15 protein-coding genes and 1 pseudogene are annotated in these 19,246 nt (G+C 49.3%); 8 read left to right on the top strand and 8 right to left on the bottom strand.

Annotation, left to right across the window (positions count from 1 at the left end; all coding sequences use genetic code 11):
* Positions 1-349: 349 nt before the first annotated feature.
* The 4 genes from ABIC22_RS04660 to ABIC22_RS04675 all read left to right on the top strand — a co-directional run bounded on the left by ABIC22_RS04660 (position 350) and on the right by ABIC22_RS04675 (position 5,815).
* Positions 350-1,501 carry a DUF418 domain-containing protein gene (locus ABIC22_RS04660; protein WP_354478741.1) on the top strand — a complete coding sequence of 384 codons (1,152 nt, stop codon included), beginning with the start codon at positions 350-352 and terminating at the stop codon, positions 1,499-1,501.
* A gap of 224 nt (positions 1,502-1,725) precedes the next feature.
* On the top strand, positions 1,726-2,160 hold the full coding sequence (locus tag ABIC22_RS04665; RefSeq protein WP_095361164.1) for a MarR family winged helix-turn-helix transcriptional regulator: 435 nt from the start codon (positions 1,726-1,728) through the stop codon (positions 2,158-2,160).
* Positions 2,161-2,220: 60 nt separating this feature from the next.
* Positions 2,221-4,002, top strand: coding sequence for an ABC transporter ATP-binding protein (locus ABIC22_RS04670; protein ID WP_354478744.1), 1,782 nt, complete (start codon positions 2,221-2,223; stop codon positions 4,000-4,002).
* Positions 3,995-5,815, top strand: a complete 1,821-nt coding sequence (locus ABIC22_RS04675) for an ABC transporter ATP-binding protein (protein WP_354478747.1) — start codon at positions 3,995-3,997, stop codon at positions 5,813-5,815. The genes ABIC22_RS04670 and ABIC22_RS04675 overlap by 8 nt, the downstream gene beginning before the upstream one ends.
* Positions 5,816-5,914: 99 nt before the next feature.
* On the opposite strand, the gene ABIC22_RS04680 is transcribed toward ABIC22_RS04675, so the two are convergent.
* The gene (locus tag ABIC22_RS04680; protein WP_354478750.1) at positions 5,915-7,492 is read right to left on the bottom strand and encodes a sensor histidine kinase; all 1,578 of its coding nucleotides are present in this window, start codon (positions 7,490-7,492) and stop codon (positions 5,915-5,917) included.
* A 253-nt stretch (positions 7,493-7,745) separates the two neighbouring features.
* Between ABIC22_RS04680 and ABIC22_RS04685 the strand changes: the two genes are divergently transcribed.
* The gene (locus ABIC22_RS04685; RefSeq protein ID WP_354478753.1) at positions 7,746-8,078 is read left to right on the top strand and encodes a hypothetical protein; all 333 of its coding nucleotides are present in this window, start codon (positions 7,746-7,748) and stop codon (positions 8,076-8,078) included.
* Positions 8,079-8,142: 64 nt separating this feature from the next.
* On the opposite strand, the pseudogene mglC reads toward ABIC22_RS04685, so the two are convergent.
* The 6 genes and pseudogenes from mglC to ABIC22_RS04715 form a co-directional block, all read right to left on the bottom strand.
* A pseudogene (gene mglC / locus ABIC22_RS04690) lies at positions 8,143-9,163 on the bottom strand (galactose/methyl galactoside ABC transporter permease MglC).
* Between the two features lie 14 nt (positions 9,164-9,177).
* Positions 9,178-10,683, bottom strand: coding sequence for a sugar ABC transporter ATP-binding protein (locus tag ABIC22_RS04695; RefSeq protein ID WP_354478755.1), 1,506 nt, complete (start codon positions 10,681-10,683; stop codon positions 9,178-9,180).
* A 73-nt stretch (positions 10,684-10,756) separates the two neighbouring features.
* Positions 10,757-11,818, bottom strand: a complete 1,062-nt coding sequence (locus tag ABIC22_RS04700; protein ID WP_354478758.1) for a galactose ABC transporter substrate-binding protein — start codon at positions 11,816-11,818, stop codon at positions 10,757-10,759.
* Positions 11,819-11,952: 134 nt separating this feature from the next.
* Positions 11,953-13,110, bottom strand: coding sequence for a substrate-binding domain-containing protein (locus tag ABIC22_RS04705; protein ID WP_354478761.1), 1,158 nt, complete (start codon positions 13,108-13,110; stop codon positions 11,953-11,955).
* A complete protein-coding gene (locus ABIC22_RS04710) occupies positions 13,097-14,914 on the bottom strand; it encodes a cache domain-containing sensor histidine kinase (protein WP_371859969.1) in 1,818 nt (605 codons plus the stop codon). Before ABIC22_RS04710 ends, ABIC22_RS04705 begins: the two co-directional genes overlap by 14 nt.
* Positions 14,911-16,635: a response regulator gene (locus ABIC22_RS04715; RefSeq protein WP_354478764.1), complete on the bottom strand. Its 1,725-nt coding sequence runs from the start codon at positions 16,633-16,635 to the stop codon at positions 14,911-14,913. The genes ABIC22_RS04710 and ABIC22_RS04715 overlap by 4 nt, the downstream gene beginning before the upstream one ends.
* Positions 16,636-16,857: 222 nt before the next feature.
* On the opposite strand from ABIC22_RS04715, the gene ABIC22_RS04720 reads away from it, so the two are divergent.
* A complete protein-coding gene (locus tag ABIC22_RS04720) occupies positions 16,858-17,370 on the top strand; it encodes a hypothetical protein (protein WP_354478767.1) in 513 nt (170 codons plus the stop codon).
* A gap of 95 nt (positions 17,371-17,465) precedes the next feature.
* On the opposite strand, the gene ABIC22_RS04725 is transcribed toward ABIC22_RS04720, so the two are convergent.
* The gene (locus tag ABIC22_RS04725; RefSeq protein WP_354478770.1) at positions 17,466-18,383 is read right to left on the bottom strand and encodes a tyrosine-type recombinase/integrase; all 918 of its coding nucleotides are present in this window, start codon (positions 18,381-18,383) and stop codon (positions 17,466-17,468) included.
* A 169-nt stretch (positions 18,384-18,552) separates the two neighbouring features.
* On the opposite strand from ABIC22_RS04725, the gene ABIC22_RS04730 reads away from it, so the two are divergent.
* The gene (locus ABIC22_RS04730; protein WP_095288763.1) at positions 18,553-18,753 is read left to right on the top strand and encodes a cold-shock protein; all 201 of its coding nucleotides are present in this window, start codon (positions 18,553-18,555) and stop codon (positions 18,751-18,753) included.
* Between the two features lie 108 nt (positions 18,754-18,861).
* A complete protein-coding gene (locus ABIC22_RS04735) occupies positions 18,862-19,134 on the top strand; it encodes an HU family DNA-binding protein (protein ID WP_354478774.1) in 273 nt (90 codons plus the stop codon).
* Positions 19,135-19,246: the final 112 nt, after the last annotated feature.

Consider the following 19,246-nt stretch of genomic DNA (forward strand, 5'->3'; position numbering starts at 1 on the left):
TAAGAAATTAACACATCTATTAGCCTTCGTCAATATTTCCCATACCTAAAAAATGAGAACTGCTGTACTGGTTGGGATCGGGTGGGTGTTAAACTGCAGCATTTCAACGTTGAAGGAAATAAATTCCAGATATATTTCTGATTCAGGAAAAAAATGGTTGACGGTGCGAAACGGTGGTCTGTATACTGTGTATATTGATATATACAGTATACACAGCGAACACAGCTTGCATAGTAAAAGTGTGAGATAGAAAGGCAGGCTTGGTGGCTAACCCGCAGCGATTATTTCAGTACAACTGTGTTATATTAATTTCAATTCACTCGTATTAATAAGGAGGAGTTTCGCTGGAATGAAAAGAATCGTATTATTGGATGTTCTTAGAGGATTTGCGATTATTGGTACATTGGGGACGAATATTTGGCTCTTTGCATACTTAGGCCCTCTGAACAAAGTGTTTGGCGATCCGCTTCAACCCTGGTGGATCTCAGGTGATCGTGTACTGCAAACACTGATGCTTTTGCTGGTGAACGGAAAATTCCTCGGACTGCTTACTCTTCTCTTCGGGGCAGGCATGGAATTAAAGCGGCAAAAAGCACTTCGTAAAGGATATGTCTGGCCAGGGGTTTACATATGGACATGTGTGCTGCTGCTCATCGATGGATTGCTGCACTACACGTTGGTCATGGAATACGATGTGCTGATGAGTTATGCAATTAATGGCATCATCGTGTCCTTCATCATCAACCGTTCCCGCCGCTTTATTTTGATCGTGATGGGGCTCATGGGCGGTATACATCTCATCGGAGTGGGCGGAATTACCGCACTGTTGGCCCTTACAGAGAGTGGTTCCATCTTCAATAACATGGACGCGATTGCCAAGCTCTACGCCACGGGAACATGGTGGGAGCAGGTTCTATTCCGGCTGGACAACTTTGCTTTCTTTCGAACAGAGTCCATCATCATCATTCCACTGAATATATTTCTGTTCCTGCTGGGTTCCATGCTCATGCGTGCAAACCTATTCTCAGACGAGGCATCCGGACGTCTTAGACGCCGCAAATGGATGAATTTCGGGCTTGCCGCCGGCATTCCTCTGAACCTGCTCCTGCTGGTGCCGGGAGGTAGCATGGACTTGTTTGTTCGGTACATCAGTGCACCGATCCTTACGTTCGGCTATCTTGGGCTGATCGCTTACATGCTGGAGAAGAATAGGTTCGCCGGTCTCTTCAGGCGGTTCGAAGAGATAGGCAAGATGGCATTGAGTTGTTACATTCTGCAGAACATTCTGGCTTCCGCCATCTTTTACGGATGGGGTCTCGGACTTGGCGGTTCTCCGTCTTCGCTTGTGATTCTGTTACTGTGGGCCGGCATCTGTATTGTATTGATGTTATTCTCACATGCATGGCTGCTCAAATTTAAATCGGGACCGGTCGAATGGTTATGGCGCAAGCTCTCCATCTCTCCTGCAGTCAAGTCACAGTCACGGACTGAACCGATGTAATATCAAAATGGTTCCCTGAATTGAGCAACACAGTATTTCTCCCTCTTTAGTTCGAGCTGCGGATCTGTTCCGGAGCTCTTTTTCTTATGCTGCAAAACCTTCATCGCTCCGCGCTGGGGATACGATGCCCTCACATTTTTAATTTCCACCTTACAAATGCCTTGACGGTATGTAAGATCAAACTTATGATTTAGTTAGTCGACTAATTAATAGGAGGATAGCATATGCATTCAGCCCGCAGCGAACGGCTGCTCGGACAATTATCCGAACTTGTGAAGCTGCATCGCTATAAAGTTCATGAGAAGCTGGTTAACCACCCCGAGCTGTACCCCGGACAACCTCCACTGCTGTTCCAGCTTGACCGTGAAGATGGTCAAACCCAGAAAAGTCTGGCCGAGAAGCTTCGCCGTGCTCCTGCAACCGTTACAGTCATGCTGAAACGCATGGAAACATCGGGATATGTAAGGCGTGAAGCCGATCCGAATGACCAGCGCAGTCTGCGTGTCTATCTGACCGACCAGGGCCGCAGCGCGCTCAAGGATTTGAGTGAGGTATTTCAGGAACTGGAGCTCCAGGCTCAGGAAGGATTTACGCCAGAAGAAACGCAACTTATGTCAGCGCTTGCACAGCGCATGATTCACAACCTTCGTGAATCCTGAATGACGCATGGAATTTTAGCAGCATGCTTTTAGACTTCATTGAATGAGGTGATTTCCCTATTGTGGACGTTAAAACGATTTTTGACGCCTTATAAGTCAGCCGCCATACTCGCTCCACTCCTTATGGTGCTGGAGGTAGCCATGGACCTGCTTCAGCCGAAGCTGATGTCCAGCATCGTGGATGATGGCGTGCTTGCCGGTGACCTGCCCCATATTGTACGCACAGGGCTGTTCATGCTTTTGTTTGCCCTCATTGGCTGGGTTGGCGGAGCAGGCTGTACACTCTTTTCCAGCAAAGCGTCTGTTGGATATGGTACGGATCTGCGCCAGGAGCTGTTCGACCATATTCAAACCTTTTCCTTCCGTAATTTGGACACATTCCAGGAAGGATCGCTCATCACGCGTCTAACGAGCGATATTACGCAGATGCAGACCTTTGTACAGATGCTTCTGCGAATGTTCATCCGGTCGCCGATGCTGATCATCGGCAGTATTATTATGGCATTTACGATCAGTATCAAGCTGGCGCTGATCCTCATGATGACCGTACCTGTTCTCTTTGTCATTCTGTACATTCTCATATCCGCTTCCTACCCGCTGTTTGCCAGCGTGCAGAACAAGCTGGATCAAGTCAACGCCGTTCTGCAGGAAAATCTCGCTGGGATTCGTGTCGTTAAGGCTTTTGCACGGGCGGGAACGGAGAAAAAGCGTTTCAATCAATCCAATGAGGATTATACGGGAACAGCGGTGAAAGCCTGGCGCATTGTTACGCTGAATGCACCTGTACTCAGCCTGATGCTGAATGCGACAATCGTAGCCGTATTGTGGTTTGGCGGGTTTCAGGTTGTAGGAGGCGATATTGCAGCCGGGGATCTGATTGCTTTTATCAACTATGTAACGGTGGTGCTCTCCTCCCTCACCTCCATCGGCATGATGATGATGAGTTACTCCCGGGCCAAGGTGTCGGCTGCCCGGATCAACGAGGTTCTACATACAGAGCCGGACATTCAGTCAGGCCATGAAGCTAAGAGTGAGAATGCATTGCCATATCAGGCCATTCAGGTTGGCTCCAATCCGGCATCCAGGGCTGCTGGCCTACAAGGTGAGGTGGAATTCCGGGACGTTTCGTTCCGTTATGACGGCGAAGATGCTCTTACGGGAGTTAATCTTACTGCGCGAGCAGGGGAAAAAGTGGCTTTACTCGGTTCCACCGGTTCAGGTAAGACATCACTCGTGCAGCTGATCCCCCGCCTATATGATGCCTCACTCGGTGAAGTACTTGTTGGCGGTGTTAATGTACGGAACTGGGATCTTCAGCTGCTTCGCAGCAGAGTGTCCATTGTATTGCAGGAATCCATTCTGTTCAGCGGCAGCATTCGGGATAATATTGGCTTCGGCAGACCGGATGCCACGGATGCCGAGATCCGTGCGGCGGCGAGGGCAGCGGCAGCGGATGAATTTATCATGAACCTGAAAGATGGATACGACACGGAGCTTGGACAGCGGGGAGTCAATCTCTCCGGCGGGCAGAAACAGCGTATTTCCATTGCGCGTGCCCTGCTCATGCGGCCGGATGTTCTTATTTTGGATGACAGTACGAGTGCAGTCGATCTGCGGACTGAAGCAAGCATTCAGAGAGCATTGCATTCCCTGATGAAAGACAGCACAACCTTTTTGATAGCACAGCGCATTTCTTCGGTGAAGGATGCGGACTGCATTTACGTGCTGGATGAGGGGCGAATCGTGGCAAGTGGTACTCATGACGAACTCATGGCCAATTCCACACACTATCAATCCATTTATGATTCCCAACAACGGAAGGAGGATGTTCAATTTGGCTAAACCTGCATCTTCCTCCACGCAGCCACCTGTCGTTCCTCCCATCGGAAGACCTGGACCGGGCCGGGGACCTGTTCCGAAAGTAAGAGCCAAAAATGCCAAGCACGCCATCCTGCGAGTATGGTCCTACATGGGACGCCATCGCAAAGGGGTTATCATGGCTCTGGTCCTTACCGCTCTGGGAACACTGCTTAATCTGGCGGGACCCTACCTTCTGGGCCGTGCCGTCAATGAGCATATTGTTCCGAAAGTGACCGACGGCCTTTTGAAGGACTGTCTCCTGTTACTGACGGTTTATGTCCTGAGTTCACTCATGATGTGGGGACAGTCTTATGTGATGATCGGCGTATCCCAATTGACGGTGAAGGATCTGCGTCAGGCTTTGTTCTCCAGGCTGCAGCAGCTGCCCATCAGCTTTTTTGACAAAAATCAAAGCGGAGACCTGATGAGCCGGGCTACCAATGATATCGATAACGTGTCCACTACCCTGAATCAGAGTGTGACTCAGCTGATGTCCAGTGCGATCCTTCTTGTTGGTTCGCTGTCGATCATGCTTGCTCTGGATATCCGACTGACGCTTCTCAGTCTGGTGACCGTGCCGTTAATCACCATTGCGACCAAGCTGATCGCTTCCAGAACACGCAAACATTTTTCTGCCCAGCAGAAGCTGCTCGGTGAGCTGAATGGTTATGCGCAGGAAACGATCGCCGGGCAAAAGGTGGTTGCCGCCTATAATCGTCAAGGGCAGGCGCACCAGCATTTTGAGAACCTGAATGAAAAGCTGCGTACAGCCAGTACGCAGGCTCAAACCGTATCCGGGCTGGTTGGACCTACGATGAACGTCATGAACAACATTGGATTTGCCATTCTCGCAGCAGTAGGTGGATGGATGGCTTACCACGATTTAACGTCCATCGGACTGATTGTAAGCTTTCTCGCCTATTCCCGGCAGATTGAGCGGCCTCTTAACGATCTTGCGAACCAGTACAACCTGATTCAGGCAGCCATCGCCGGTGCCGAGCGTGTGTTTCAGATTATGGATACGCCAAGTGAATACGAAGAGAAACAGGAGAAGCAGCTGAATCATATTCAAGGTAAAGTTGTTTTTGAAAATGTATCCTTTGGATACAATTCCGATAGAGAGATTCTGAAAAATGTCAGCTTCACCGCGCAGCCTGGCGAGATGATTGCTCTGGTCGGGCCAACAGGTGCCGGCAAAACAACCATCATTAACCTGCTCCCCCGCTTCTATGAAATTACAGGCGGAAGCATCACCATTGATGGCACGGACATCTCGGAGCTGGAGAAGGATCACCTCCGGCGCGGACTCGGTATTGTGCTTCAGGATGCCTACCTGTTCTCGGGAACCATTCGGGATAATATTGCCTACGGCAAACCAGATGCGACAGATGAACAGATCAGGCAGGCAGCTGAGCTGGCCAATGCCCACTCCTTCATTCGCAAGCTGTCCCAAGGTTACGACACCCCCATTATTGCGGGCGGAAGCAATCTGAGCCAAGGACAGCGGCAATTGCTGACGATTGCTCGGGCCATTCTCGCCGATCCGGCCATTCTCATTTTGGATGAGGCAACGAGCAGTATTGATACCCGTACGGAAATGCAGATCCAGGAGGCGATGCGCACGTTGATGAAAGACCGGACCAGCTTCGTCATCGCCCATAGACTAAGCACGATCCGGGAGGCAGATCAGATACTGGTGATCAATTCAGGCCAGATTGCCGAGCGAGGTAACCACGAGGATCTCATGCAGCAAAAAGGGTTTTATTATCAGCTCCATCAAGGTCAGCCAAACTGATCATTGACTGCGCTGTAATACAAAAACGCCGCACAGGTTCCGTTATATTGGAACCTGTGCGGCGTTTTCGTTTGTTCTTGGAGGTAGCTTGTTAAACAATTATTCCACGGCTACTACAGGGAGCTCCAGTGTAAACGTAGAGCCGATTCCCACTTCACTCCGCACTGTAATCTCTCCATGGTGATCATGAGCAATCTTCTGGCAGAGCGACAGACCAAGCCCTGTCCCTTCTTCCTTCGTTGTATAAAATGGATTAAATATATCGGCAAGGGCCTTCTCCGGTATGCCGCTTCCCGTATCCGTGATGGATGTATATGCTTTGTCTCCTTCATAAACAAGAACAATATGTACTTCTCCGGGATCATTCATCGCTTCGAATGCGTTGCGTATCAGGTTGATTAACACCTGTACAATCTTGTCCCGATCCATGTGCACCATAACAGCATGTCCCGTCAGCTCAAGCGAAATCCGGTGACCGCGCGATGCTGCATCTGACTCGGTTAATGACAAAACACGTTCAAGGCACTGGTCCAGCCTCTCCGGTTTCATTAGATGAGCCTGCGGCTTGGAAAATTGCAGAAATTCTGCAGTCAGGTCCGTAACCCGGATCACTTCACCCATAATCACTTCATACCACGGGGCAATATTGTACGCTTGTCCGCGTGACAGCTGTAAGAATCCACGAATCGCCGTTAGCGGATTACGGATTTCATGTGCCATGCCGGCTGCCAGTTCTCCAACAGCCCTGAGCCTTTCCGAACGGTAGATCTCTTCTTCATTCTTAATCCACTTGCTGCGCTGTGCCTGAAATAACCGCTCCTCTGCAATCGTTATTAACTGCTGGAGGGTCTCTGCTGTCTCCGGATAGACCGAAATGCTATACGTAACCTGTAATCCTTTCAGATCGGTGGTTTGCATCGTACTCATTCGTTCCTCGATACCCGCAACCTCGGGCAAAATGATTGAAAATCGATCTCCCGCATAACGGGATATCCCATAAGCATCCGCAAAATGTTTGGAGATGCTCCCCCCTGTCCCCGCTATGATGGAACTCCAATTGTTTTCCACTTCCTTATTAAATCCGTTGAAATTTTGGATGTTCAGAAGAATAAGCAAAAAGGAGCGCTGCTTCTCTGCCGTCTCTCGCAGTGCATTCATATATCCTTCATAGTTGAGCAGCCCTGTAAGCGGGTCATGCAGGGTGAGGAATTGATTTTTCTCACGCAGTCTGCGCTTCTCAGCTTCACTGTTAATCAATGTATGGTACAAGAAAATAAAAACAACTGCTGAGAGGATATCAAATAGGGACACCAGCAAGGTGTATAACTCTATTGGTACATAGGATAGGCGAATCAGTGTATATTCCAGCACAATTAGAAAAGAAATCGGCAGTGTTTGAGCTACTCGCTGTTTGTCCTGGATCATTGTCATGATGAGCAAGTGGTATAACAGGTTACACCAGTTCAATTCACTGAAATAATGGAATATGCCGAGGAATATCCACTGAATTTTCTGTAATACAGGATATCGTCTTTCTCCATAAATGCTAGCAACAAATAAGGCTCCGGCAAGGATCATCCATGTGAGGCTGGAAGTGCGGCCCAGAAAATAAGAGGACAGGATTACAAGCAGGCAACCCAGCGGGAAAATAACCCTTTTCATCGTGTACGTTAGCAAACAGCCTCGCCCCCTTTGACAATCTACTCACATCTAACACTTCATTTACATGCATTATATCGATTATGATTAGCTAATGTTGTCGATTAATGGAAGCTCTCCAAATTGGAATGGATAGGGTTCATGGATTATATACCATTTATTTAGCATCTTGAATAGCGATCCTGCACATCATCCACCCTTTTTCTGGTATGTTATAATACAGTAATGGATTTATTTTCAATAAAATTGGAAGTTGTAGGTGATTCTCTTGGTGGAACGTAGAAGACCATTCGGAATTGGTACATTTTCACTGCTCATTGTGGCTTTGGGATTTGCATTTAATTATGCATGGGGGCCTGATGATTTTAGGTTCGGGTATTACCTGTTTCATCAGATGAATTGGCCAATCTATAGCAAGGGTGACGAAGGACTGATTATTCCAACAGTAATAACTGCAATCTTCTGGATCCCTGCCATCATCATTGCAAGAAAACACAACGTACACTATGGTACAAAAACAGCTTTAATCGTGGCCGGTGCTATGCTGATCATCTGTTTCATAGGCCCTTTGGTTACTATGTTGGATTGGATCGTCAATTCATAAAGAAAAAAGAAGCCAGCGCTCTGACATTCCAGAGCGCTGGCTTTGTTCTTTCCTCTCCACATATCTATTTCTTCGCCATATATTTGCGGATATCAAATGCAACAGCGGCAACTATAATTAATCCTTTAATAATCAGCTGCCAATTAGGGACTTACACCGATAAAGGTAAGGCCGTAGTTGATAACCCCGAAGATGAGCACACCGGCCATAACACCTGGCACTGTTCCGATGCCTCCTGCTGTTGAAACGCCACCAACGACACACGCCGCAATGGCATCCAGCTCATACATATTGCCGTAGTTATTCGTCGCTCCGCCTGTGCGCGCTGCCTCCAGCACACCCCCCAGTCCATACAACGCTCCCGCAATGGCATACAGGGCAATCAAATTACGTGCGACATGAATTCCCGACACATGCGCGGCCTGGATGTTGCCGCCAATGGCGTACATATTTTTGCCGAGGCGGGTTTTGTTAAAAACGACCCAACAGATTAAGGCTACTGCAATCGCAATCAGTACAATATAAGGGATCGAGTAGCCCCCTCCCAGATCAATATAGCCTGATCCGATCACCGTGAAGTCCGGTCTTAGTCCTCCAATCGGCTGTGACTGGTTGGGCTCTGTATCAAAATAAATCGAGTTCAAACCATATACGGCCACCATCGTTCCCAGTGTGGCGATAAATGGAGGTACATGCAGCTTGGCGACTATAATTCCATTTACCAATCCGACAATCAGACCAGCCACAATTCCAATTATAATGGGCAGCCCCACCCATAAATGCGGCAGATCCGGGAAGAAGCGATTGGCATATTCGTCAATTTGCAGCATGGACGCGGATACCACAGCCGTCAGACCCACCACCCGGCCAGCTGACAGATCGACCCCGCCAGTGACGAGAATGAAGGCCGCCCCGAGTGCAATGATGGCCCTTGTGGAGGACTGCTGCAATATATCCCGTAGGGTAGAGAAAGCAAGGAAGTTCGGGTCCGCAATGGCAATGCCGATGACAAGCAGAATAAGTACGATAAAGATGGCTCGCTGCGTTACATACTGTTTCACCTGATTGATGACTTGCGTATTCATCTGTTTCCTCCTGTCTAAGCCATCCGCTGCTGTGCGGCCAGCCTCATAATTTCCTGCTCTGTGGCGTCGGCTCCGTCTACAATGCCGGTCAGCCTTCCTTCACTCATCACCATGATCCGGTCGGACATCCCGAGCAGTTCAGGCATCTCCGAGCTGATCATGATAATGCTTTTGCCCTGACGAGCCAGTTCCGTAATAATGGTGTAGATTTCAAACTTGGCCCCCACATCAATTCCCCGCGTTGGTTCATCAAGCAGCAGAATTTCCGGGCTAGTCAATAACCACCGGGCCAAAAGCACTTTCTGCTGATTTCCGCCAGAAAGGTTGCGAATCAGCGTGTTAACAGAAGGCGTTTTGGTTCTGAACTTCTGAGTTTGCTCCCGGGCCTCTTCGCGTCCCTTCTTTTCATCCAGCAGTCCAACGCGGTTACGGTACCTTCCCAAACTCGCAATAATTGTATTTTCATATACGGACAACACCGGAAATATGCCCGTAACCCTCCGTTCCTCGGTCAGCAGCGCCATATGATGACGTTTCGCCGCGGCGGGTGAGTTGATCTTCACCTTGCGTCCATGAATCGAGATTGTGCCCGAAGCAAGCCCTCGCAGTCCGAACAAGGATTCGATCAGTTCCGTCCGCTGCGCTCCAACGAGCCCGCCAATGCCGAGCACTTCGCCTTTTCGGAGCTCAAACGTGATATCTCTGAACGAGTGTGGCTGACTTGATGTTAACCCTTCCGCCTTCAAAATCACTTCGCCAGGAACGTTGGTTCGTTCCGGAAAACGTTCGTCCAGATCCCGTCCAACCATGCGGGTGATGATCAGATCGGTAGTCAGATCGGCAGCATCCCACGTACCGACTACAAACCCGTCACGCATAATGGTGACTTCATCCGAAATCGTGAGGATTTCCTCCATTTTGTGCGAGATGTAGATAATCGACACGCCGCGGCTGCGAAGCTCGTTAATGATGGCGAACAGCTGCTCTACTTCCTTGCCTGTCAGAGATGAGGTCGGCTCATCCATAACAATGACTTTCGATTGAAAAGAGACCGCTTTGGCGATTTCCATGGATTGTATTTTGGATACGGATAACGTTCCTGCCTGTGCCTTCGGGTCGATATCCAGATTCAGGTCTTTAAACAAGGCCAGGGTATCGGCATACATCTTCTTCTCGTCGACCAGCAGCCCTCTCATCGGGAAACGTCCCAGCCATATATTCTCCATCACGGGACGATGAGGCACCGGATTCAGCTCCTGATGGATCATGGATATGCCATGCTGCAGTGCTGCTTTGGAATTCGGAATGTCGACCTCTTTTCCATCGATTCGAATTGTCCCTTCATCGGGTCGGTACATGCCGAACAAACATTTCATCAGTGTCGATTTACCTGCTCCATTCTCCCCCATCAGGGCGTGGACCGATCCGGGCTTCACCTTCAGGGTGACCTGACTAAGTGCCTGCACACCCGGAAACCCCTTCGAAATTCCGTCCATCTCCAGCAGATAAGGTGATGCCATATTGGTTCCTCCCTTCCATATGCCCAGAAAAAAAGGACGCCACCGGTAAGACGGACGTCCCTCTCTGCTGCTGTTATTGGGCGTCGGCAATGTTGTCTTTCGTAATTTTCTTGTAGGCGATCCAGACATATTTGCCATCCGTAATGTCATAGCCCGTATTTTCCTTCGTTGGTGTCTCACCCTTGGCGAGTACCGCAGCCAAAGCCACTGTTGCTGCGCCCTGGTTCTTCGCATCATTCAATACGGTGCCCAGCATCGTGCCATCCTGAAGCGCCTGAATGGCAGGAGCCGTTGCATCCACACCAACGACAGGCATTGACTTGCCGTCCTTGAAGTACCCTGCTGCCTTCAATGCTTCGATAGCACCGAGTGCCATGTCATCGTTGTTGGCAAGTACAGCTTCAATCTTGTCGCCGTGGGAAGCGAGGAATGCCTGCATTTTCTCCTGTCCTTTAACCCGATCCCACATCGCCGTGTCTTCCGCCAGTGCCTCTACTTCAATACCGGCATCCTGGATCGCCTGTACGGAGTATTTGGTCCGCAGTTCTGCATCCTGGTGACCCGGCTCGCCTTTCAGCATGACGTATTGCAGTTTGCCGTCCCCGTTTTTGTCCGCTTCGGGATGGGCTTTCCAGTAATCCACAATCAACTGGCCGGAGATCGTACCCGACTCTTCCGCCTTGGCACCGACGTAGTACACCTTATCCCATTTGTTCATATCTTCCGCTACCGGCTCACGGTTAAGGAAAACAACAGGAATGCTCGCAGCCTTGGCCTTGTCGATGATTACACCCGCTGCAGTACGGTCTACCGGATTTACGGCCATGGCACTGTATTTCTTGGATACGAAGAGATCCACTTTCTCATTCTGGGTCGGCTGTGCGTTCTGGCTATCCACGATATCGAGTGTGGCTTTGCCTTCTGCTGCTGCCGTCATGGCATTCCGTACGCCCGTCATGAACGTATCATCGAATTTGTAGATCGCAACACCAATCTTCGGCGTCTCCGCTCCGCCTGCTGCCTGCTCTCCTGTGTCAGTTCCTGTACTTCCACCCGCACTGTCTCCGCCGCTGCTGCACCCAGCCGCAGCAACCATCAAAGCGGTAAGCAGCAGTGTCATCCACGTTTTCTTCATATCCTAATGACCTCCCCCAAGTTCATTCGGCTTCACCGATGTCTTTATTATGAAAGGGTTTACACCATTTTCGAATACAATATCTTCATCTGTTTTATCGAAATCTTCCTCTCTTCGGTTCATGTCTTCTATCTTCATTGAACAAACGGAAACAGCAGCTTCTGGTTATCCATCCAGAACATATTGTCCGTACTGACCAGCTTCGTTTCCAGCGTCACTCTGGCTTGCACCTGCTGGTTATTCAGCCGTGCCACGGCCTGATTCAAACCAAGGTACCCTGCGCTGAAGCCATTTTGCACAATAAGATACTGGAATACCCCTTCCTGCAGCTGCTCCAGCTGCTGCTGCTCACTCCCGAAGCCTACAATGTTGACCTGGTGCTCCAACTTCCGGCGATGCAGTTCATCCGCCGCTCCCAGAGACGCAGGCTCCTGCAGGGCAATGAAGCCGTCTACCTGCTGCTCGTCCAGCAGCTGCTTTGCTGCCTGCCAGCAGACTTCGCGGGTGCTGCATACGGACTTGGGTTCAACCTGAATATCCGGATACTGTACCAGCGCTTCCATGACCCCCTGCTCCCGGTGGATTAGCCCTGGATTCACAGGATCTGGCCCCAGCAAGGCTACACTACCTCTGCCTCCCAGAAGCTCGGCCATCGCTTCACCTGCCTGCCGCCCAGCCTCCACATTATCCATGGAAATGACACTCGTAATCCCTTCTACAGGGAACTCATCGTTGAGAACAATCACCGGAACACTCATGCCACTCTTATTCATCGTTTGGGCCTTCTGAATAATGTCGCCAAGTACCTTCTCACTCAGTGGATCAACGAGCAGAGCGGAAGCGCCCTGTTGCAAAGCCTGCGTCACTGCTCGGATCTGTGCCTGTTCGCGCTGACTGTAAGCCGAGACATCCCGCCCGGACAACTCCTGCGGATCTCTGGCTCGGTGGATCGTCGAATCAGGATTGGATGGTGCATACGTTGCTGCCTCGGATGGAAATGCCTCCACCGTCAGCAGTTCAGCCCCATGTTCCTTGGCTGCTGCTTCTGCCCCGAGCCTTATCGCTTCAGCAAGTTCACCTGTCCCAGCAGGGGTAATTAGAGCGACACGAGGTGGCGGCAGTACCGAATCAGCATTGGAAATGCCACATGCCGTACTCAGAAATAAACAGCAGCCCGCCGCAGCGATCCCCATCCATCTGCGTACACGAAGGAGGGGCTGACTGAACTTCTTGATGGAATCTGCACGAAAGATCCTGCGGATGATTGCTTTATCTTCATTACCTTTTATCATAAAAATCGCCATCCTCCCGTTCGCATTGAACCGGTATCCGAATCCAGACCGTCGTTCCTTCCTCCAGCTCACTCTCGAATTCAAGACCGCACCCTTCCCCGTAATAGAGCTGAATCCGGTCATGCACATTGCGCACGGCTACCCCTGACCCAGCACTACTCTTCACGATGGGACTGCCCTGAAGTAGTCCTGCCACCTGCTCCTCCGTCATGCCGACGCCATTATCCGTGATGCGGAATACCAGCTGGTCGCTCTCCCGATAGACGCGGATCTCAATGCAGCCTTCATCCGTGTGATACTCAATCCCATGCACGATGGCATTTTCAATTAACGGCTGAAGGACCAGCTTCAGTGTCAGACAGTCCAATGTATCCTCATCCGCATCCAGGCTGAACCGGAATTTGCGTTTGAACCGCATCTGCTGAATGGTCAGGTAATGGTGCGCATGCTCCAGCTCTTCACGGACGGTAATAATGGTTTTCCCTTGGCTGAGACTTATGCGAAATAGGCGTGAAAGCGATGTGATCATGGTGATTACTTCTTCATTACGACTCATGCCCACCATGCGTACGACAGAATTCAATGTATTGTAGAGAAAATGAGGATTAATCTGGGCCTGCAATGCTTCCAGCTCGAGACGCCGTTTCTGTTCCTGCTCATGGATGATCTCATTCATCAGGGTACGAATCTTGTACACCATCAGGTTAAACCGACGGGATAGCCGCTCCACTTCAAGCGGTCCCTGAATGGGCAGCTCCACGTTGAAGTCCCCTCTCTCCACGGCTTTCATCTTCCGCTCCATCCGCCGGATCGGACGTGTCAGACTGGAAGAGAGCAGCATGGACACGAGAATAACGAGTATTAACACAACCAGCAGTACCCGGACAAGATAGCCATTGACCTCCTGCCGGGTTGTCATGATTTCATCCAGGTAGGCCACACCGACAATTTTCCATCCGATATTGGCTACTGACTTCACGGTATTCAGTCTTTTCTGTCCATCCGCTTCATCTTCATAACTGCCTGTGGCCACCAAGGCCTGTTCGATATTTTCGCTTTTGAGTCCCATATACATCAGCTGCTGCTGCGGATGATAAACAATGTTGCCTGCGCTCTCGTCGATGATGTAGACATATCCCCGCTGCCCCAGACTGACCCTGCGGCTCAGTTCATCCATCTGTTTGAAATTGATATCCACCAGCAGAATAACCTGTCGATCCTGACCATTTTGCCGTACAGTAATGCCTTTGCTCATCGATACGACCCACTTATAGGGGCCTGAGTACATGTTCTGAATATGAGGCAGTGAAAAGCTTAGGTGGTCCGGCACTCGGAGCGCAGATTGAAACCACCCTTGCTGTGTCACATGGGCGCTTGATTTCAACTCGGCGGAAGGTCTGTTCTTGAGCAGTTCGCCCTTGGAGTCGAGCAGTGTAATGGAGATAATGTCCTCCCTGCTGCTGAGCAGTGTATCCAGCTGTTTGTCCACCTGTTCCCCTTCCCATGTCCCGTCCCGCAGCATATGCTCCTCGATGGCTCGGTAGAGATGCGACATGCTCCGGACATAGTCCTCCAGGTTGTAACTGACCTGATCGACAATCTGCCTCGTTGTCAGTTCGGCGCTTCGTTCGGCAGCCTGTGTGAATTTGTCATGCAGAAGCAGGGCCATGATGGTGAGCACAAGTACAATGAAGATGGAAAAGGACCACGTGATAATAGACCGAATACTGCTGACCTTCGAGGATCGAAGACGGAAACGCAGATTGAGCCATAACTGTCCCATCCATCCGGCTAACGTTCTCATCGTTCTGCACCTTCACGCGTTGTCAGCACGAACTGCTTGCGATATTCTTTGGGCGAGACGCCAATATGTTTCTTGAAGCAAAAGCTGAAATAATTCGGTTCGGCGAAGCCTACCCGTTCCGCAATCTCAAACGACTTCATCTCCGTGGAGCGAAGCAGTTCCTTGGCCGCCTCCATACGGATCTGCATCAAATATTGCAGGAAGGTAAGCTGTACTTCTTTTTTGAAAATGCCACAAAAATAACCTGAACTGATATGCAGATATCCGCATACCTTCTGTATGGACAGATCGGGATCGGCATAATGTTCCTTCGTAAACCGCAGCGCCTGCTCCACAATATCCTTGTAAACATGCTGGCGCCCGCTGGCAATCCGGTGCTGTACGAGCACGCAGACTTCCCTCACTTTGTCTTGTGCCTCAGACAGTCCCGGCAATCGGAACATATCCGCATACAATTGGAAACCGGAACCGAAGATATCCTCCATGTCCTCACCAGATGCCTGCGCTGCCTTCCATACCGTCGTCAACACTTCAATCAGGTACAGCTGGATGTCCCCTCGACCATGCTCCACCGTAATTTCCCGGAAAATGATATCCAGTGCATCTTCAAGCTCCGTTCTGGTTCCTGCCTTGAGCGTACGGGTCAGCGTCTGCTGCTTCAGCTCGTCAAAACGCAGCTTGCCTGCAGTCTGCCGCTCCACGTCTGCAATATAGATAAGCGAATCCGTCCCCGGCACCAGTCTGTAGTCGAGCGCCAATAATGCATCCTCATAAGCATGTTTCACATCCGAGAGGGTATTGACCATGGATCCAGATCCCACCGTGGCCGGGATACGCAAGTAGTGATTAATGCTGCGGATGACATTTTCAAGGGCATGCTGCTGACGTTTCTCCCCTTCACCCTGACCCCAGCGATCAATAAAAAGCAGAACAATGGCTTCCTGATGCATAAAAGCATGTCCCGCCCCGTGTTCCTTCCATACCTCTTCGGCAATGTTAAGCGCAGCGAACTGCTTCAGTTCCGCATCCTCGGAGTGACGCAGTGATCCCCCGGAACCGTGGTTACCCTTTTTCTCCGATACGTTGTCTGCCCTGACCGATTCCTGAGTATTCACTCCAACTTGATGGCCATTCTTCTTCCCGTCACCCTCCATGTGCAGCGTCAGAACGGATACCCCATACCGCTCACCGTATAGGTCCAGACCGCACTGTTTGGCTTTGTCATGAATGTACGCCGGCGATTTCTGCCGATGCAGCAGCGTAGCCATCAGATCGGCCTGCACCAGCGGCAAGCTTGTATAATAATGATCCCGCAGCTGCCGGACATCTTCACGTTCTGCCACTTCGGATGCCATCTGCGCTCGCAGACGTGTAAGCAGTTCGGTCAGATGCCCGGCTGAGAACGGCTTCAGCAAATATTCATCCACACTCAGTGAGACGGCCTGCCTGGCATAATCGAATTCATCATACCCTGTCAAAATAACAACCTTCACGAGCGGGTTGCGTTCCCGCAGCCTTCGCGCAAGTTCCAGTCCATCCATAAACGGCATACTGATGTCGGTTACTACAATATCGGGCTCAACCCTCTCGGCCATCTCCAGCGCTTCACGGCCATTCTCTGCCAAACCAACGATTCGCAGGTCCAGGGCCTCCCAATCCACCTCTATGACTAATCCTTCGCGTACGTCTTCTTCATCATCCACCAGCAATACCCGGTACACGTCCGAATTCCTCCCCAGCTCTTTGGAATAATGCAAGATGCCTCATGTATATGTCGTTTCGATCCAAGGTTGCCATCATACTATACAATATTATTTCATTTGTGTAACCGCTTACTTTTTGACGGAGAAAGAATAATATTTATATCACACTCTTCTTGAAAAGATGGTAAATTATAGTTAAGACGGTCCGAGAAATTGCGAGAAAGGAACATGTTATTTCAAATGAACAGATTACAAGCTGGATTGTTAACCACAGGGATCGGTGCCGTATTGCTTTGTAGCGGAGCCATCACAGAAACCATTCGATCTGATCAGCTTCATCCCCCTAGGGAAACATTAATGTGGGAACATTATTCTCAGGACTTAAGGAATAAATTAACACGTTCGTGGAGCGGTGGAGTAGAGGCAATCCATAAGGTTATGGGTCAGGATGACGATAAGGAAAACTTAAGCAAGTGGAAGCTATATTATGATTTGGAGCATGCCAAACACCAGATTCCCCGCAAAGAGCACTCCTCTTTCATTCAGGTCTATTACGGGAATGCCCGAAGATCCTTGCTTGAAAATGGAGATTTCATGCCTGCGCTGCTTCTGGATCCTGATCATTCTAAAGCCATTCAGTTCTGGGAAAAGCATGATGGAACGTATGCAATCATAACAATGGAGAAGCGATTAGATGAGGATGGAACGCGCAAATGGCTTGAAAGGGGTGCACAGATCATCAATAAGCCCTGACCCGCTCAACAGCGGATCAGGGCTATCATTCATATGAAGTCTAAGATCAACGCAATACTAATTACGGTTGCATAGAACTCTTTATATCTTTTTATCTAATCCAAATGGTGAGATTCCTTCTCCTGCTCTACGGGATTGGCATTTAACGCTTTTACATATATCATCGTTCGATCTGGATTCGTATGTCCCATCATTTCAGCCAGACGATGCAGTGGAACACACTCAGCCATGGCATAGCCAAACCGATGACGCAGATCATGGGAACTTAGTCCTTCCAATCCGGCTGCGGTCATTACTTTTTTAATCAAATGGCGAAGCGCCCTCTCGGTCAAACGATCATTAGTCTTCTCCGAAGGGAACAGGTAAGGGCTACCTGGACTCAGACCTTCCATATACTTTCTCAACATCGTAACACACACCGTATTCAACGGAATTCTCCGTTGTCCGTTTCGTTTATCGGCCCGCACCGTAAGCTGCCCGCTTCGCTTGCCCAGTTCAATATCGACTGGCTCCAGATTGCATATCTCCATCGTCCGCAGCCCCGTATGAAACATCAAGATCAAGATGGTCTGATCACGCAGGGAATTCCCCTGTTCGATCGCAGAGAGAAAAGCTTGTTCTTCTCCTGGTGTCATGCGGCGAGGACTCACCTTGTCTTCCGGAATAAACTTTAAAGTTTTGGAAGGATCAATGCTAATTTTGGACTCTGCTGCAGCCCATTTGAATAAGCGCTTCAGTGTAATCAGTCTGCGGTTAATCGTAGCTGGCTTCAGTTGCAAAACGTTGTGTGAATAATCACGGTAGCTCATTAACGTGGATGTATCCATGTTTTCAATACTGATATCCTTTTCTCCAAATGCTGTACTTCCTTTGCACCATTCAAGAAAATGCTTCAGATCACTCGCATATTCCTTTAATGTTTTGGGAGTTAATTTAGCCTGAATGGTAAGCATATGTATGAATTCCTGAACAACCATTTCCCCATGTACCGACATACCAGATACCTTATCCATTAGAAAAAACCTCCAAATCTTGACTTATATTAGCGGACATGGTATTATCATATTAATCGATACATTAGCGGACATCAAGTCTGTGGTTTGAATATACCTGATCAGTGTTAATTTCTCATTAACCCTAATCAAAATGGTCGTTTAAAAACTTATTTTCTGGAGGAATTACATGCAAACAGGTACAGTGAAATGGTTCAACGCGGACAAAGGTTTCGGTTTTATCGAAATTGAAGAAGGAAATGACGTTTTTGTTCATTTCAGCGCTATCCAAAGTGACGGGTTCAAAACATTGGATGAAGGACAACGCGTTCAATTCGAAGTAACCCAAGGTAACCGTGGACCACAAGCTGAGAACGTTACAGTCATCTAATATATTCAAGCTGCCTTAACAGGCAGCTTTTTATTTTTATTCGATTCCTGTCCTATCAGATCTTTCGACCAACCGAATACTCCATCAAACCAAAGTGAGGGATTACACATGGATAAGGAACAATTGATTGCAGAAGTAGCCAAGTCTGGCGGATTCTCCAAAAAGAACGCTGAAAAGGCTGTCACCGTCGTACTTGATTCGATTTTGGAAGCTTTAAAGGAAGGTCAAGAAGTTCAGCTTGTCGGGTTTGGAAAATTTGAAGTGCGTGAGCGTGAGGCACGTATGGGCAAAAGCCGAAGAACCGGCAAGAAAATTCAGCTTCCGGCAGGGAAAGTCCCTGTATTCACGGCAGGATTGATGATGAAAGAAGCTTTGAATTAAGGCAGCACACCACAGTATCGGAAAGAAGGTTTTTATTCAAACGAACAACAATAATTATAATGCACATGCAACATTTTCTACGGTTGATGACATTCTTAACTATTATTCCGAC

The organism is Paenibacillus sp. PvP094, from assembly GCF_040546835.1.
GTDB lineage: Bacteria > Bacillota > Bacilli > Paenibacillales > Paenibacillaceae > Paenibacillus > Paenibacillus illinoisensis.

Excerpts from the sequence above, each read along its gene's own strand:
- ABIC22_RS04720 (WP_354478767.1), top strand. The coding sequence starts at position 16,858 with ATGAACAGATTACAAGCTGGATTGTTAACCACAGGGATCGGTGCCGTA.
- ABIC22_RS04710 (WP_371859969.1), bottom strand. The coding sequence starts at position 14,914 with ATGAGAACGTTAGCCGGATGGATGGGACAGTTATGGCTCAATCTGCGT.
- ABIC22_RS04730 (WP_095288763.1), top strand. The coding sequence starts at position 18,553 with ATGCAAACAGGTACAGTGAAATGGTTCAACGCGGACAAAGGTTTCGGT.
- ABIC22_RS04735 (WP_354478774.1), top strand. The coding sequence starts at position 18,862 with ATGGATAAGGAACAATTGATTGCAGAAGTAGCCAAGTCTGGCGGATTC.
- ABIC22_RS04700 (WP_354478758.1), bottom strand. The coding sequence starts at position 11,818 with ATGAAGAAAACGTGGATGACACTGCTGCTTACCGCTTTGATGGTTGCT.
- ABIC22_RS04725 (WP_354478770.1), bottom strand. The coding sequence starts at position 18,383 with ATGGATAAGGTATCTGGTATGTCGGTACATGGGGAAATGGTTGTTCAG.
- ABIC22_RS04665 (WP_095361164.1), top strand. The coding sequence starts at position 1,726 with ATGCATTCAGCCCGCAGCGAACGGCTGCTCGGACAATTATCCGAACTT.
- ABIC22_RS04695 (WP_354478755.1), bottom strand. The coding sequence starts at position 10,683 with ATGGCATCACCTTATCTGCTGGAGATGGACGGAATTTCGAAGGGGTTT.
- ABIC22_RS04660 (WP_354478741.1), top strand. The coding sequence starts at position 350 with ATGAAAAGAATCGTATTATTGGATGTTCTTAGAGGATTTGCGATTATT.
- ABIC22_RS04705 (WP_354478761.1), bottom strand. The coding sequence starts at position 13,110 with ATGATAAAAGGTAATGAAGATAAAGCAATCATCCGCAGGATCTTTCGT.